This is a genomic window from Pseudomonas sp. PLB05 (assembly GCF_021106615.1).
Lineage (GTDB): Bacteria > Pseudomonadota > Gammaproteobacteria > Pseudomonadales > Pseudomonadaceae > Chryseomonas > Chryseomonas benzopyrenica.
In genome coordinates this window covers 697,177-711,193 of the sequence record NZ_JAJOHO010000003.1, presented here as the reverse complement: position 1 = coordinate 711,193, position 14,017 = coordinate 697,177, and the positions used below count along the sequence as shown (strand labels likewise).

Below are 14,017 nucleotides of genomic sequence, written 5' to 3'. Positions count from 1 at the left end.
GGCGGACCGGCGGTTCAGGTGCCCTCGTGCCGCTCGAACTCCTCGACGGCGCGCGCCACCTCGGCGTTGTCCGCCGCCGTGCTGCGGGCCTGGCGCTCGAAGGCGGTGGCCAGTTCGTTGACCAGTTGCAGCAGGCGGGGGATGTCGCCGCTGCGCTCGGCATCGGCGGCCTGCTCGCGCACGCGGTTGACGAAGGCTTGGGGATCGTCGAAGGCGGTCATGGGGCGTTCTCCGTTGGGCTGATAATGGTCTGACCACAAATGAGCGCCAAGGCTCACTCGCGGTGCTGCCAGACCTCCGAGTTGACCAGATTCGGCGGCCGGCGACCGTCCAGGGCGGCCAGCAGGTTGTCCACCGCGCAGCGGGCCATGGCCTCGCGCGTCTCCTGGGTCGCCGAGCCCAGGTGTGGCGTCGGCACCACGTTGGGCAGCCGCAGCAGGGGTGAGTCCGGCGCCACGGGTTCGCGATCGAAGACATCCAGCCCGGCGCCACGCAGACGGCCTTGCTGCAGGGCGGCGATCAGCGCGGCTTCATCGATCACCGGGCCGCGCGAGACATTGATCAGGATGGCATGGGCCGGCAACCGCGCCAGTTCGGCAGCGCCCAGCAGGTGGTGGGTCTCGTCGCTCAGGGGCACGGTGACGCAGAGGAAGTCGCAGCTCGCCAGCAACTCGGGCAGCGCCAGGAAGCGTGCGCCAAAGCGTTCGTCCACCTCCGGCTTGGCGGCGTGGGCGGTGTAGTTGACCTGCATGCCGAAGCCCAGGTGGGCGCGGCGGGCGATGGCCTGGCCGATGCGGCCCATGCCCACCAGGCCCAGGGTCTTGCCATGGACGTCGCAGCCGAAATGGTCCTCGGTCAGACTGGCCTGCCACTGGCCGGCGCGGACCCAGTCGGCCAGCTCGACGATGCGCCGCGCGGTGGCGAGCAGCAGGGCGAAGGCGGCATCGGCGACGCTTTCGGTGAGCACATCCGGGGTATTGCAGAGCAGGATGCCGCGCCGCTGCAGATAGGGCAGGTCGTAGCTGTCGAAACCCACCGAGACGCTGGCGATGGCTTCCAGCCGGGGCGCCAAATCCAGCAGTTCGGGCGTCAGCTTGAAGCTGGAGCCGAGCAGGCCCTGGGCCTCGGGCAGGCGTTCGCGCAGTCGGGCTTCGCCGCTCGGCGCCTTGACGTCGATGTACTCCAGGTCGAAGGCCTCGCTCAATCGCGCGGTCAGCACCGGCGACAGGGCCTTGTAGTGGATCACCTTCTTTTTCATGGACGAGTCTTCCTCTAGTGACTGGTGGCGGGCTTGAGCGCCGCGGCGCGAGCGACCGGTTCCTGGCGCAACAGCAGGGTCAGGACCACGGCCACCAGGAGGGCACCACCCATGAAGCCGAAGGACGCGCCGGGACCGCCGGTCACGCCGTTGAGATAGCCCACCAGGTAGGAGCCGGCAAAGGAGCCCAGGGCGCCCATGCTGTTGATCAGCGCCATGGCGCCACCGGCGACGTTGACGGGCAGGATCTCCGGGACGATGGCGAAGAAGGGGCCGTAGGGGGCGTACATGCAGGCCCCCGCCACCACCAGCAGCGCATAGGACCACCAGAAGTGGTGAGGGCCGAGGGCGAAGGAGCCGAGGAAGGCCAGCGCGGCGATCAGCAACGGCGGCCAGACGAACAGCTTGCGATTCTGCATGCGATCCGAGGCCCAGGACACGCCGAGCATGGCCAGCACGGCGGCCAGATAGGGCAGGGAGGACAGCCAGCCGGCCTGGACGATGTCCAGTTGGGCGCCCTGGCGCAGGATCGATGGCAGCCAGAGGACGAAGCCATAGACGCCGATGCTCCAGCAGAAATACTGCAGCGACAGCAGGATGACCTTGGGCGAACGGAAGGCTTCGGCGTAGTTCTTGACCGGCTTCATGCCCTGTTGTTCGGCCTTCAGCGCCTCCTCCAGGCGGGCCTTTTCCTCGGCGGCGAGCCAGGTGGCATCCTTGGGCCGCTCGGCGGCCAGGCGCCACCAGATGAAGGCCCAGATCACCGCCGGCAGGCCTTCGATGATGAACATCCAGCGCCAGTCCAGGGCATGGATCAGATAGCCCGAGACCACCGACATCCAGAGAATGGTCACCGGGTTGCCGAGGATCAGGAAGGTATTGGCCCGCGAGCGCTCACGCTTGGTGAACCAGTGGCAGAGATAGACCAGCATCGCCGGCATCACTGCCGCTTCGACGACGCCGAGCAGGAAGCGGATGGCGATGAGCAGGGTGACGTTGGGCACCATGCCGGTCAGGGTGGCCAGGCCGCCCCAGGCGATCAGGCTCCAGAAGATCAGCCGTTTGACGCTGCGCTTCGCGGCATAGATGGCGCCGGGTACCTGGAAGAAGAAGTAGCCGAGAAAGAACAGCGCACCGAGCAGCGAGGACATCGCCGGGGTGATGCCCAGGTCGTCGGCCATGCCCGAGGCGGCGGCGAAGCCATAGTTGGCCCGGTCGAGGTAGGCCAGGCTGTAGGTGATGAAGACCACCGGCATCAGATACCACCAGCGGCGTGGAGCGAGAGAAGAGGCGTTCATGGGGTCACCTGCTTGATTGTTCTTGTAAAGGTGTAGATCAGGGCAGTTCGTGTCGGTAGGGCAGTCCTTCCATGTCGCCGACCACCTGCACGGCGCGGGCGCCGATCCAGTTGCCGCGGGCGACGGCGGCGGCGACATCGAGGCCATCGAGCAGGGCGCTGACGAAGCCTGTGGCGAAGCCATCACCGGCGCCAACGGTGTCCACCACCTCGGCCACGGGCACGCCGGGGACCTCACCCTCGGCCTCAGGGGTGCGCCAGTAGCCACCTTCGGGACCGAGCTTGATGGCCACCGCCTTGGCGCCGCGGTCGAGGTAGAAGGCGGCGATGTCCGCCGGGGTGTGGTAGCCGGTCAGCAGCCTGCCCTCGGCCAGGCCGGGCAGCACCCAGTCGGCGAGGGCGGCGAGGTCGTTGAGCTCGCGGCGCATCTGCTCTTCGCTGTCCCAGAGAGAGGGCCGCAGATTGAGGTCGAAGGAAATGCTGCGACCGGCGTCGCGCATGGCCTGCAGCAGGTGGCGGCTGAAGGCGCGGGCGCTGGGCGACAGTGCCGGCGGGATACCGGTGGCATGCAGGTGACGCGCCTGCAGCAGACTCGGGTCGAAATCCTCATTGATGTTGAGGTGGCTGGCCGCCGAACCGCGGCGGAAGTACTCCACCACCGGATCGCTGCCATCGGCGGCGCGAGACTTGAGCTGGAAGCCGGTGGGGTGCTGCGGATCGACCTTGAGGCGGCTGCAGTCCAGCCCCTCGGCCTCTAGGCTGGCGCGCACGAAGCGGCCAAAGGAGTCGTCACCGACGCGCGACAGCCAGGCGACCCTGAAGCCCAGGCGGCTCAGGCCGATGGCCACATTGTTGTCGGCACCGGCGATGCGCTTGCCGAACTGGCCGACCGTGGCCAGGTCACCCGGCGTCTCGGCGACGAACATGGTCATGGTTTCGCCAAAGGCGAGGATATCGACTTCAGCCATGCCGGCGTTCCTCCTGGGCATGGCCATCCAGGGTGCGCAGCGCCGCCACCTGGCGGCGGGTCTCGGCCAGTAGATCCGCACCCATCAGGGGAAATTCGATGGCGCGCCGCAAGCCGCGGGGGAAATAGGTCATCAGGCCTTGCCAGGCCAGCAGATCGGCGGCTTCCGGCGGCACGGCGTGCAGGCCACCCGCGCGGCGACGGACCGCCTTGCAGTGTAGGTAACGGACGTCCGGGCCGAGCAGGCGAGCGGCCTGCAGCGGATCTTCGTCCTGCCAGCGCCAGTTGCCGACATCGAAGGTCAGCCCTACTGGCAGGCCTGCTGCCCGGACCGCTTGGATGAAGGCGCGCAACGGTTCGACCCGGCCACCCTGGGCGGTCTGGTCGTTTTCCACCAGCAGCTGAGGACCACCGTCCTGTAGCACGTGGCCAAGCGCCGAAAGATCGGCCGCCGCGCGATAGTGTCCGAGCGACACCTTGAGGGTATCGGCGCCCAGCAGGCGGGCTTCGGCCAGGGCTGCAGGCAGGCGCGGCGACAGGGCCGCTCCGGCCTCGGGCCAGAGTTCGAGGGGAACCGAATAGACACAGCCCAGACCAGCCGCCTGGATGGCGGCGCCTAGGGCAGCGAAATCGGGGGCATCGGTGAACAGCTCGGCGCGGATTTCCACATGGCTGGCCCCCGCGGCGGCGATCAGGTCGAGCCAGGCAGCTTGGCCTTGGGTACGGACCCCGTCGGCGCCAAAGGCCGAGGTGGTAATGGCGATCTCCGGTGGCATTGTTGTTCTCCTGAAACCGGTTTCATCAAAAGACGGGCAAAAAGGCGAAAGGTGCCCCTAGGTTCTAGCGCGAGTCGACTGACGGATGTGCAATTCCGCTCCGAAGGTCTGCTGCATCGGTGCACTGCGATCCCCGTCGATGCGCCGCTGCAAGCGTTCGAAGGCGGCCACGCCCAGGGCATGGGTAGGCTGGGCGAGGGCGCTGATGCCGCCACCCACCAGCGGAAACCAGTCCAGATCGTCCAGGGCGAGCAGGCCGAGGCGCTCGAACAGGGGCTCGCCCAGGGCCTGCAGCGCCAGGGTCGTGGCCAGGGTCGCCACACCGTTTGCGGTGAGCAGCGCCTTGGGACCGGGGCCGGGGCTGGCCAGGAAGGCGGCGAGGGCGGTCTGCAGCGCCAGGGCGTTGTCGGCTTGGGCGCAATGCCCGCCGCGGCAGCCGGGGTGTGCGGCCAGGGCCGCGTCGAAAGCCGTCAGGCGCTGACGGCGGGAGCTGGTGCCATCCAGGGGTTCGCTGACCAGCAGCAGGTCGCGATAGCCCTGGCGTTGCAGGTGCGCCACGCCGGTGGCGATGGCCTGGTGGTTGTCGAGCCCGACCAGATCGGCCTCGACGCCCGGCAATTCGCGATCCAGCAGGACCAGCGGCAGGCGGCTGCCCAGGTGCTGCAGATCGGCGGCGTGCTGGCCGAAGGTGTTCACGATCAGGCCTTCGATGCTGTAGGACTGCAGCGCGGCCAGTTGCTGGCGCTCCTGGCGGGCGTCCTGATCGGTGTTGCAGATCAGCAGCGAATAGCCCTGCTGGCGGCAGGCGGTTTCCACGCCGTGCATCACCGCGGTGGAGTAGGGGTTGAGCAGGTCGGCCACCAACATGCCGATCAGGCGACTGCGACCGCGCTTGAGGCCACGGGCCATCTGGTTGGGCTGGAAATCGAGGGCGACCACGGCCTGCTCGATGCGCGTGGCGAGGGCGTCTGACAGCAGGCGACGATCGCCGCTGATATAGCGGGACACGCTGGCCTTGGACACGCCGGCGACGGCGGCCACTTCGGCGATGGTCGCACGGGTAGCGCGCGGACCGGGGATGAAGACATCGTTCATGGCGTACCGCTGTTAGGATTTTGTAGGTGCCTGAAACCGGTTTCAGTAAATCTTTTCTCACGCGGGCCGGCAAGCCTGTCTAAGGTGCAGGCCGACCAGTGGTCGCTGCAGGCGCTCGCTTGCCGCGGTCACCTCTTATGTTCTCTTTCGCACAGGAAGGTCTCGATGGATTCCCTCGACAGTCTCGCCCAGCGGTTGGGCGACGCCCTGCAGGCGGCTGGTGCCCAAGTGACCACCGCCGAATCCTGCACCGGCGGCGGCATCGCCGAGACGATCACCCGCGTCGCCGGCAGCTCGGCCTGGTTCGAGGCCGGCTTCGTCACCTATTCCAACCGGCAGAAGACCCTGCAGCTGGACGTGCCCGAGGCGCTGTTCGAGCAGGTCGGCGCGGTCAGCGAAGAGGTGGTGACGGCCATGGCGCTGGGTGCGCAACAGCGCGCCGGTGCCCGCTTCGCGGTCGCGGTAAGCGGTATTGCCGGGCCGGGCGGTGCAGTGCCGGGCAAGCCGGTCGGCACTGTCTGGCTGGCCTGGCGCGATGGAGAAAATTTGCGCACCGAACGGCAGGTCTTTGCTGGCGATCGCGCCGCGGTCCGCCAGCAGACCCAGGTCCGTGCCCTGCAGGTTTTATTGACCTTGCTGGCCGAGGAAAAAGGCCCTCGGGTGTAGCAACCAGAGGGCGACTATGGTTTAATACTGTTCACTTATACAGGTATCCACGGCCGTCTGGCCCTTCTTTCTCCGAGAGGAATCTAATGGACGACAACAAAAAGCGTGCCCTGGCCGCGGCCTTGGGACAGATCGAAAAGCAATTCGGCAAGGGCACCGTGATGCGCATGGGCGATCACGAGCGCCAGGCCATTCCGGCGATTTCCACCGGCTCCCTGGGTCTAGACATCGCCCTTGGCATCGGCGGTCTGCCCAAGGGCCGGATCGTCGAAATCTACGGTCCCGAATCCTCGGGTAAGACCACCCTGACCCTGTCGGTCATCGCTCAGGCGCAGAAGCAGGGCGCTACCTGCGCCTTCGTCGACGCCGAGCACGCGCTCGATCCGGACTACGCCGGCAAGCTGGGCGTCAACGTCGACGACCTGCTGGTGTCCCAGCCGGATACCGGCGAACAGGCCCTGGAAATCACCGACATGCTGGTGCGCTCCAACGCGGTCGACGTCATCATCGTCGACTCGGTAGCGGCCCTGGTGCCCAAGGCCGAGATCGAAGGCGAGATGGGTGACATGCACGTGGGTCTGCAGGCGCGTCTGATGTCCCAGGCGCTGCGCAAGATCACCGGCAACATCAAGAACGCTAACTGCCTGGTCATCTTCATCAACCAGATCCGCATGAAGATCGGCGTGATGTTCGGCAACCCCGAGACCACCACCGGCGGTAACGCCCTGAAGTTCTACTCCTCGGTCCGTCTCGACATCCGTCGCATCGGCGCGGTGAAGGAAGGCGACGAGGTGATCGGCAGCGAAACCCGCGTCAAGGTGGTCAAGAACAAGGTGGCACCGCCGTTCCGCCAGGCCGAGTTCCAGATTCTCTATGGCAAGGGTATCTACCTGAACGGCGAGATCATCGATCTGGGCGTGCAGCTGGGTCTGATCGAGAAGTCGGGCGCCTGGTATAGCTACCAGGGCAGCAAGATCGGCCAGGGCAAGGGCAATGCCGCCAAGTTCCTGGAAGACAATCCTGAGATCAAGGGCGCCGTGGACAAGGCGATCCGCGAAAAGCTGCTGAGCCAGCCGACCAACCAGAAGGCCGAAGTGGCCGCCGAAGAAGACGCTGACATCGATCTGTGATCGGGTGCCACGTTTGACACAACCCCCGCCTCGTGCGGGGGTTTTTGCATAAGGAGGATCACCCTTGGGCAATCCACTGGATACCACCGCTGCCATTCGTTTCGCCGCCATGGATCTGCTGGCCCGTCGCGAACATGGTCGCGAGGAGCTATCGCGCAAACTGCGGCGGCGCGGGGCTGAGGAAAGTTTGCTCGGTCCGGTGCTGGATCGCTTGGCCGAAGATGGCCTGCTCGACGAGAGTCGCTATCTGGAAAGCTATATCGCCAGCCGTGCGCGCTCCGGTTACGGACCCATGCGCATTCGCGAAGAACTGGGTCAGCGCGGCTTGCAGCGGGATCAGGTGGAAGCCGCGCTGCGTGAAGCGGACGTGGACTGGCAGGCGCACCTCGAAGACGTATGGCGCAGGAAGTTCGGTACGCCCCCAGCTGATGCCAAGGAACGCGCCAAGCAGGGTCGCTTCCTGGCCTATCGGGGCTATGCCATGGATGGGATCAACCGGGTGTTGAGTCGGCGGTAGGCAGCCTGTTTTGTTGGGCTTCGCTGTGCTCAGCGCCAACCTACGGGGCAGTTAGGTAGGTTGGGTTGAGACGGCTCCATCGTCGAAGCCCAACAGAGACTCCGAGGTCTGGATGCGTTGGGCTTCGCTGCGCTCAGCGCTAACCTACGGGGCAGTTAGGTAGGTTGGGTTGAGACGGTTTTATCGTCGAAGCCCAACACGGGCTCCAGGGTCTGTTGGGCTTCGCTGTGCTCAGCGCCAACCTACGGGGATACCCAATGCTCAGGGCGATTGAGTTCGTCCACCAGTTCGCGCAGGCGGCCGTAGTGGCGGCCGTGGAAGTCGAAGGTGAGGCGCGTCAGGTGGGCGAATTCCGCTTCGTCGGCCTGGCCTTCGCCTGGGGCCAGCTGGGTGAAGCCCGGGGTGCGGCAAAGGTCGCCGAAATCCCTGGCCAATTGCTCGAGGCAGGCCGGGGTCACGGCGTGCTTGAGACGGATATGGAGCAGGCCGTCACGCCGGCGGGTGGAGTGGTAGTTGCCATAGAAGCGCTCGATCTCGGCCGCGGCGGCCTCCGGTGAGCGTACCAGCCGGACCAGCTTGAGATCGGCGGGCAGGATGTAGCCTTCGTCCAGCAGATTGCGCTCCAGATAGGCCAGGGTATCGTCCCAGAAGTGGCCGTCGGGGGTATCCAGCAACACCAGCGGTACCAGCGGGCTCTTGCCGGTCTGGATCAGGGTGAGCACCTCGAAGGTCTCGTCCAGGGTGCCGAAGCCGCCGGGGCAGAGCACCAGAGCGTCCGCCTCCTTGAGAAAGAACAGCTTGCGCACATAGAAGAAGTGGAAGGACAGCAGGTGATCCGTGCCTTCGATGGTGGGATTGGCGCGCTGTTCGAAGGGCAGGGTGATGTTGAAGCCCAGGCTGGCCTCGGGCCCGGCGCCCTCGTGGGCGGCGCCCATGATGCCGGCGCCGCCGCCGGTGATGACCATCATGTCGCGGCGGGCCAGGGCGCTGCCCAGTTCGCGGGCGAGGGTGTAGAGACCGTGGTCGATGCGGGTCCGCGCCGAGCCGAATACCGTGACCTTGCGCCGCCGGCGAAAGCGCTCCAGGGTGCGGAAGGCCTGCTCCAGCTCCTTGAGGGTCTGCAACATGATCTTGGCGTCCCAGCGCGCCGGATTGGTCTGCGCCATGCGCACCACCGTCACCAGCATCTCGCGATAGAGACTCAGGTTGGGACTGCCGCCCGGCAGGGCGTGCTCCAGCAATTCGTCGATGCGCTGACCGAGATCGGCGGCGCTGGGCTCCACATGGCGGGCCAGGTAGCTGTCGTCGCTGTCCTCGGTCATGGTCGCGGTCTCCGCCTACTTGCCCAGGCCGCAGTCGGCAGCCTGGAAGCGCTCGACCATGACCGGCTTGTTGGTCTGGTATTCGGTGAAGTCATAGACCAGGGTGGCGCCACGGGCCAGCAACTGGCGATAGCCGTTGTTCTGGCAGACGCTCTCGGCGAGCTGCACCCGTACCGTGGCCGGATTCTCGCGCATGCGGGCGGCATGCGCCGGGCGCACGCTGAGGTTGTTGACCAACTGCTTGCCCTGCACGGTGTAGCCGCGGTCGAGGATGTCCTCGTTGATGGCGCGTGGCGTGCCCTGGCTGCTCTCGGTGGCGACCTTGCGCAGCATCTGGTTGAGCTCGTGGTCCTTGAGCGACTCGGCGGCCTGGACGGTGAAGGGCAGGGCGAGGGTCAGGGCGAGCAAAGCAAAACGAGGCATCGTGTTCTCCAGCGTAGAGGAGCCCGTTTCGACCGTGGTCGCGGGCGGGGGTTCGCAAGGCGTCTACGCAGGGTAACCTGCCTGGCCGCCGCGGGCATCCCGATCGCTCTGGTAAACTGCGCTTTTACCCGCGAGCCCGGCATGACCCCGATCAGCGATACCCCTCTGCATGCCGTGGCCCGTCTGCGCCAGGAGCGCCTGGCGCGCAGCATCAAGCCCTTCATCGCCCGGGGCTCGCGCATGGCGCGCTGCCCGAATTGCCGCCTGGCCCCCAGTCATTGCCTCTGCGACCTGCGCCCCCTGCGCCAGACCCACGCCGGCATGTGCCTGCTGATGCACGATGTCGAGCCGCTCAAACCGAGCAACACCGGTTGGCTGATCGCCGACGTGGTGGCCGATACCCACGCCTTCGGCTGGAGTCGCACGACGGTGGACCCGGGGCTGCCGGAGCTGCTGGCGCAGCCAGAATGGCAACCGCTGCTGGTGTTTCCCGGTGAATACGCCGCCCCCGAGCGGGTGGTCGAGACCCTGCCGCTGGCGCCCGGCCAACGACCGCTGTTCGTCTTGCTGGATGCCACCTGGACCGAAGCGCGCAAGATGTTTCGCAAGAGTCCCTACCTGGACCGCCTGCCGGTGTTGAGCTTTCAGCCCACTGCCCTGTCGCGCTACCGCCTGCGGCGCTCCACCCGTGGCGAGCACCTCTGCACCGCCGAGGTCGCCGCCCTGTGCCTGGAACTGGCCGGCGAGGCGCCGGCCGGGCGACTGCTGGAGGCCTATCTGGACGTGTTCAGCGAGCGCTACCTGGATGCCAAGCATCATCTGCCGCTGGCGGCGGACAGCCCAGCCAGTAGGCAACTGAAGGCCCTGCGCGCTAGTTGACCGGCTTGATCTCCACCGGCACCTGGCGCGGCCAGAGCTGGGCGGCCAGCATGCCGGCGAACATCAGCACGCAGCCGAGGTAGCCACGGCCGCTGAGGGCCTCGCCCAGCAGCCAGGCGCCAAAGAAGGCGGCGAATACCGCCTCCAGGGAAAAGATCACCGCCGCATGGGAGGCGATGGCGCCGCGCTGGGCGAACACCTGCAGGGTGTAGCCGATGCCGGCAGCGATCACGCCGCCATAGAGCAACTCGGGTAGGGCGAGGACGATCCCGGTCGACTGGATCGGCTCGAAGGCCAACGCCAACGCTAGGCTGAGGATCGCGCAGACCCCGAACTGCAGGATCGATAGCACCGTGGCGTCGTGACGACTGGAATAGTGTCCCACCAGCAGAACATGGACGCCCCAGGCCAGGGCGCCGGCCAGTTGCAGCAGATCGCCGGACGCCACCTGGAAGTTGTCGCCGATGCTCAGCAACCCCATGCCCACCACCGCCAGACTGGCGCCGATCCAGGTGCCCAGATGGCTGCGCTGGCCGAGCAGCAGTCCCAGCAGCGGCACCACGATGACATAGAGACCGGTGATGAAGCCGGAGTTGGTCACGCTGGTGAACAGCAGGCCGACCTGCTGCAGATTGATCCCCAGGGTCAGCACCAGGCCCATCAACAGGCCGCCCTTGAAGGTGTCGCGGGTCAGGCGCCGCTGGCGGCCATGGCGGCGCAGGTACAGCAGCAGCGGAAGAAGGGTGAGGGCACCCAGGGCGAATCTCAGGCCGGTATAGAGAAAGGGGCCGATGTGCTCCATGCCGCCGGTCTGGGCGATGAAGGCGCTGCCCCAGATGAGGGCGGTGAGCAGCATGAGCAGATCGGCACGCAGGGCGGCGCTGGGCATGGGCGTCTCTTGGGCAAAACGGCAACTGTGCCGCAAACCGCCGGGTCTTGCCTACCGTCCGCGGTCCGCCCGGCCTTGCTCCCGTCCGCGCCGTTGGGCATGCTTGCACGCAGCCCGGGTGCCAGGTACCTGGTCGATGCGGGCGCTCACGAAAACAAGGAAAGCTACACCATGGCGGCTGCCTACCAGATACTGATCGCCGACGATCATCCGTTGTTTCGCAGCGCCCTGCAGCAGGCCCTGACCCTCGGCCTGGGCGCCCAGGCACGGCTCACCGAGGTGGCCGACATCGCCGAGCTCCAGGCCTGCCTGGCCGAGCGCACCGACTGGGATCTGGTCCTGCTCGACCTCAACATGCCCGGGGCCTATGGCTTTTCCGGCTTGGTCCTCCTGCGCGGTCAGTATCCCCAGGTGCCGGTGGTGATGATCTCGGCCCAGGAAGAACCGGCGGTGGTGCAACGCGCCCGGGAATTCGGCGCCAGTGGCTTCATTCCCAAGTCCAGCGATCTGACTACCCTGCAGCAGGCGGTCAGCCAGGTACTGGATGGCGATACCTGGTGGCCGCCACAGGTGGAAGGTGCCGCCGCCCTGAGCGAGGAAGCCAAGGCCGCCAGCGCCGGGCTCGCCAGTCTCACCCCGCAGCAATTCCGGGTGCTGACCATGCTCTGCGAAGGGCTGCTCAACAAGCAGATCGCCTTCGAGCTCAATGTCTCCGAAGCCACGGTCAAGGCCCATGCCACGGCCATCTTTCGCAAGCTCGGCGTCCGCACCCGCACCCAGGCGGCCCTGCTGCTGCAACAGCTGGAGAGCACCTCCAGCTGACTCAGGCGCTCTCGGCGCCTGAACCGGGCGCGACCGTCGACTTTCACTTTCTTGCAGCTGCCGTCCACCCGGATCGGCGGTTCGCCCCTGCTGGATGGAGCTTTCGGTGATCTCTCCCTACAAAGGCAAGACCGGCTTGCGCCGGGTCATCAACGCCACGGGCTATTCCCTGGCTGGGCTGCGCACGGCCTTTCGCCAGGAAGCGGCCTTTCGCTCACTAGTGGCGCTCAATCTGGTGCTGGTACCGCTGGCGTTCTGGTTGGAGGTGAGTCGCGGCGAACGGGCACTGCTGGTGGCGGTCTGCCTGCTGTCGCTGGTGGTCGAGCTGTTCAATGCCGCCATCGAGGCGGTGGTGGATCGAATTTCCCTGGACTGGCACGAACTGTCGAAGAACGCCAAGGACCTTGGCAGCGCTGCGCAGTTCGTGGCCATGATCATCATCGCCGTGGTCTGGGGCATCGTCCTGCTCGGTTGAGCAGGACGATGATCAGACGGTAGCGCCCAGGGTGGCACCCGCTGCCGTGTCGTCCGCGGCCAGGCCCTGTTCCAACAGGCTGGGCTGGGCCGAATGGATGACCTTGTGGATGAAGTGCAGCTTGGCGATCACCGGCGCGGGCAGGGCGAACGGATAGAAGTCCGGCTGGCCCATGCTGCGGGACAGTTCGTTGAGCATGGCCGCCAGTTCGATCCAGGCATTGGCGAAGCCAAGGAATTCATCATCGCTGCGGTCCTCGGCCTCGTACAGCGCCTCGCGGGTGAAGGGCTGGAAATCCAGCTGCAGGCTGCCGGCGTTCATGCCCAGGCTGGCGGCGGTGGCCAGGGTGTCCATCATGTGCAGGTAGTGCGCCCAGGTCTCCGCCCAGTCTTCCCAGGGGTGCATGGTGGCATAGGCGCTGACGTACTGGCTTTCCCAGCCAGCCGGCGCGCCCTGCTCGTAGTGGCGCTGCAGGGCCTCGCCATAGTCGGCGCGCTCGTCGCCGAACAGGGCACGGAAGGGCTCCTCCCAGGCAGTGCCGGCGACCAGGCGATCGAAGTAGTAGTGACCCACTTCATGGCGGAAATGGCCGAGCAGGGTGCGATAGGGTTCGTGCATGTCGGCGCGGACCTTTTCCCGGTGGGCATCGTCCGCTTCGAGGATGTTCAGGGTGATGAGGCCATTGGCGTGCCCGGTGGTGGGGGTACCGGTGGCGTCAGGGGCGAGAAAGTCGAAGGCGAGTCCGCGCTCGGCATCCTGGCTCTGGGGGATCACCTGCAGGCCCAGGCCCAGCAACTGGGCGACCAGTTGCCGCTTGGCCAGCTCCAGCTTGCGCCAGCGCTCGCCGTTGCCGTCGAAGGACAGGTCCGGGATGGTATGATTGAGCTGGCAGGCCACGCAGAAGTTTTCTCCCGAGTCGGCCGGTACCAGCCAGTTGCAGGCGGCGGGCATGTCCAAGTTGGCGCAGCGGCGATAGAGCGCGCTGGTCGCCTCGGGCAGTTGCCAGAGGCCGCCTTCGCCTGGCAGCAGCGCCGTCGGCGTGCCCAGGTCCGGGGCGTAGCCCAGGGCGTTGCCGCAGGCCAGGCACTCGCTGTTGGGAAAGAAGATGGCCTGGCCGCAGGTGCAGTTGGCGACCTTGCGCTGGACGGGCAGGGCGCGCAGGGCGTTGCGTTGCTGACGATTCGAGCTGTAGCTTCCGAGAAAATTGCGCATGGGGCTAATACCTGGCGAGAGCGGCCGCGTCGGACGCCGGCGGAGCGCCGGCGTCTTGCTAGCGAATTAGTAGAGCGGCTCGACCCTGGAGTTCCGGGTTGTTCGTCGCCTGGCACCGCCGGCGAGGGCTCTAGGATAGGTCCCCGGACCGGACTGCGCCCCGCTGGCTGCGGCGGCCCGTGTTTGCGGTGGCGCATCCCGAGCGACGCCACTACCCTAGGTTACCGGCGAGACCGGCACGCCTGCCTTGCCGTGCCTGCCGACTCGACCTTTTCGAACCCGCTTTCGT

The 14,017-nt window shown here is 66.7% G+C and carries 16 protein-coding genes; 6 read left to right on the top strand and 10 right to left on the bottom strand.

Annotation, left to right across the window (positions count from 1 at the left end; translation table 11 throughout):
• Positions 1 to 14 precede the first annotated feature (14 nt).
• Genes LRS53_RS16125 through LRS53_RS16100 form a run of 6 tightly spaced genes read right to left on the bottom strand, consistent with a single transcriptional unit; the run spans position 15 to position 5,393 of the window.
• The gene (locus tag LRS53_RS16125) at positions 15 to 221 is read right to left on the bottom strand and encodes a hypothetical protein (RefSeq protein ID WP_007159388.1); all 207 of its coding nucleotides are present in this window, start codon (positions 219 to 221) and stop codon (positions 15 to 17) included.
• Positions 222 to 274: 53 nt separating this feature from the next.
• On the bottom strand, positions 275 to 1,258 hold the full coding sequence (locus LRS53_RS16120) for a 2-hydroxyacid dehydrogenase (RefSeq protein WP_231356580.1): 984 nt from the start codon (positions 1,256 to 1,258) through the stop codon (positions 275 to 277).
• A 14-nt stretch (positions 1,259 to 1,272) separates the two neighbouring features.
• Positions 1,273 to 2,556 carry an MFS transporter gene (locus tag LRS53_RS16115; RefSeq protein ID WP_231356579.1) on the bottom strand — a complete coding sequence of 428 codons (1,284 nt, stop codon included), beginning with the start codon at positions 2,554 to 2,556 and terminating at the stop codon, positions 1,273 to 1,275.
• A gap of 37 nt (positions 2,557 to 2,593) precedes the next feature.
• Positions 2,594 to 3,523 carry a sugar kinase gene (locus LRS53_RS16110; protein WP_231356578.1) on the bottom strand — a complete coding sequence of 310 codons (930 nt, stop codon included), beginning with the start codon at positions 3,521 to 3,523 and terminating at the stop codon, positions 2,594 to 2,596.
• The gene (locus tag LRS53_RS16105; RefSeq protein WP_231356577.1) at positions 3,516 to 4,298 is read right to left on the bottom strand and encodes a sugar phosphate isomerase/epimerase family protein; all 783 of its coding nucleotides are present in this window, start codon (positions 4,296 to 4,298) and stop codon (positions 3,516 to 3,518) included. Before LRS53_RS16105 ends, LRS53_RS16110 begins: the two co-directional genes overlap by 8 nt.
• A 57-nt stretch (positions 4,299 to 4,355) precedes the next feature.
• Positions 4,356 to 5,393, bottom strand: a complete 1,038-nt coding sequence (locus tag LRS53_RS16100; protein WP_231356576.1) for a LacI family DNA-binding transcriptional regulator — start codon at positions 5,391 to 5,393, stop codon at positions 4,356 to 4,358.
• Positions 5,394 to 5,558: 165 nt separating this feature from the next.
• Between LRS53_RS16100 and LRS53_RS16095 the strand changes: the two genes are divergently transcribed.
• From LRS53_RS16095 to recX, 3 genes are all read left to right on the top strand, one after another.
• Complete coding sequence (locus LRS53_RS16095; protein WP_231356575.1) at positions 5,559 to 6,059, top strand: CinA family protein; 501 nt, start codon at positions 5,559 to 5,561, stop codon at positions 6,057 to 6,059.
• A gap of 86 nt (positions 6,060 to 6,145) precedes the next feature.
• Positions 6,146 to 7,189, top strand: a complete 1,044-nt coding sequence (gene recA / locus LRS53_RS16090) for a recombinase RecA (RefSeq protein ID WP_017639019.1) — start codon at positions 6,146 to 6,148, stop codon at positions 7,187 to 7,189.
• Between the two features lie 64 nt (positions 7,190 to 7,253).
• Positions 7,254 to 7,706, top strand: coding sequence for a recombination regulator RecX (gene recX, locus LRS53_RS16085; protein WP_082900344.1), 453 nt, complete (start codon positions 7,254 to 7,256; stop codon positions 7,704 to 7,706).
• 242 nt (positions 7,707 to 7,948) lie between these two features.
• On the opposite strand, the gene LRS53_RS16080 is transcribed toward recX, so the two are convergent.
• Positions 7,949 to 9,028, bottom strand: coding sequence for a TIGR00730 family Rossman fold protein (locus LRS53_RS16080; protein ID WP_231356574.1), 1,080 nt, complete (start codon positions 9,026 to 9,028; stop codon positions 7,949 to 7,951).
• A gap of 15 nt (positions 9,029 to 9,043) precedes the next feature.
• Positions 9,044 to 9,451, bottom strand: coding sequence for a quorum-sensing-regulated virulence factor family protein (locus LRS53_RS16075; protein WP_017639016.1), 408 nt, complete (start codon positions 9,449 to 9,451; stop codon positions 9,044 to 9,046).
• Positions 9,452 to 9,592: 141 nt separating this feature from the next.
• Between LRS53_RS16075 and LRS53_RS16070 the strand changes: the two genes are divergently transcribed.
• Complete coding sequence (locus tag LRS53_RS16070) at positions 9,593 to 10,330, top strand: tRNA-uridine aminocarboxypropyltransferase (protein WP_093249918.1); 738 nt, start codon at positions 9,593 to 9,595, stop codon at positions 10,328 to 10,330.
• On the opposite strand, the gene LRS53_RS16065 is transcribed toward LRS53_RS16070, so the two are convergent.
• Positions 10,323 to 11,219: a DMT family transporter gene (locus LRS53_RS16065; protein WP_231356573.1), complete on the bottom strand. Its 897-nt coding sequence runs from the start codon at positions 11,217 to 11,219 to the stop codon at positions 10,323 to 10,325. The genes LRS53_RS16070 and LRS53_RS16065 overlap by 8 nt on opposite strands.
• A 171-nt stretch (positions 11,220 to 11,390) precedes the next feature.
• Here LRS53_RS16065 and erdR point away from each other — a divergent pair, with 171 nt between their 5' ends.
• Both erdR and LRS53_RS16055 read left to right on the top strand, forming a co-directional pair.
• A complete protein-coding gene (gene erdR, locus LRS53_RS16060) occupies positions 11,391 to 12,041 on the top strand; it encodes a response regulator transcription factor ErdR (RefSeq protein WP_231356572.1) in 651 nt (216 codons plus the stop codon).
• A 94-nt stretch (positions 12,042 to 12,135) separates the two neighbouring features.
• Positions 12,136 to 12,516, top strand: coding sequence for a diacylglycerol kinase (locus LRS53_RS16055; RefSeq protein ID WP_231356571.1), 381 nt, complete (start codon positions 12,136 to 12,138; stop codon positions 12,514 to 12,516).
• A gap of 12 nt (positions 12,517 to 12,528) precedes the next feature.
• Here the strand turns inward: LRS53_RS16055 and LRS53_RS16050 are convergent, their stop codons facing one another.
• Positions 12,529 to 13,728: a zinc-binding metallopeptidase family protein gene (locus LRS53_RS16050; protein ID WP_231356570.1), complete on the bottom strand. Its 1,200-nt coding sequence runs from the start codon at positions 13,726 to 13,728 to the stop codon at positions 12,529 to 12,531.
• Between the last annotated feature and the right edge of the window lie 289 nt (positions 13,729 to 14,017).

Bases quoted from the DNA above. Each gene is read 5' to 3' on its own strand.
- LRS53_RS16125 (WP_007159388.1), bottom strand. From the start codon at position 221: ATGACCGCCTTCGACGATCCCCAAGCCTTCGTCAACCGCGTGCGCGAG.
- LRS53_RS16120 (WP_231356580.1), bottom strand. From the start codon at position 1,258: ATGAAAAAGAAGGTGATCCACTACAAGGCCCTGTCGCCGGTGCTGACC.
- LRS53_RS16115 (WP_231356579.1), bottom strand. From the start codon at position 2,556: ATGAACGCCTCTTCTCTCGCTCCACGCCGCTGGTGGTATCTGATGCCG.
- LRS53_RS16110 (WP_231356578.1), bottom strand. From the start codon at position 3,523: ATGGCTGAAGTCGATATCCTCGCCTTTGGCGAAACCATGACCATGTTC.
- LRS53_RS16105 (WP_231356577.1), bottom strand. From the start codon at position 4,298: ATGCCACCGGAGATCGCCATTACCACCTCGGCCTTTGGCGCCGACGGG.
- LRS53_RS16100 (WP_231356576.1), bottom strand. From the start codon at position 5,393: ATGAACGATGTCTTCATCCCCGGTCCGCGCGCTACCCGTGCGACCATC.
- LRS53_RS16095 (WP_231356575.1), top strand. From the start codon at position 5,559: ATGGATTCCCTCGACAGTCTCGCCCAGCGGTTGGGCGACGCCCTGCAG.
- recA (WP_017639019.1), top strand. From the start codon at position 6,146: ATGGACGACAACAAAAAGCGTGCCCTGGCCGCGGCCTTGGGACAGATC.
- LRS53_RS16080 (WP_231356574.1), bottom strand. From the start codon at position 9,028: ATGACCGAGGACAGCGACGACAGCTACCTGGCCCGCCATGTGGAGCCC.
- LRS53_RS16075 (WP_017639016.1), bottom strand. From the start codon at position 9,451: ATGCCTCGTTTTGCTTTGCTCGCCCTGACCCTCGCCCTGCCCTTCACC.
- LRS53_RS16070 (WP_093249918.1), top strand. From the start codon at position 9,593: ATGACCCCGATCAGCGATACCCCTCTGCATGCCGTGGCCCGTCTGCGC.
- LRS53_RS16065 (WP_231356573.1), bottom strand. From the start codon at position 11,219: ATGCCCAGCGCCGCCCTGCGTGCCGATCTGCTCATGCTGCTCACCGCC.
- erdR (WP_231356572.1), top strand. From the start codon at position 11,391: ATGGCGGCTGCCTACCAGATACTGATCGCCGACGATCATCCGTTGTTT.
- LRS53_RS16055 (WP_231356571.1), top strand. From the start codon at position 12,136: ATGGAGCTTTCGGTGATCTCTCCCTACAAAGGCAAGACCGGCTTGCGC.
- LRS53_RS16050 (WP_231356570.1), bottom strand. From the start codon at position 13,728: ATGCGCAATTTTCTCGGAAGCTACAGCTCGAATCGTCAGCAACGCAAC.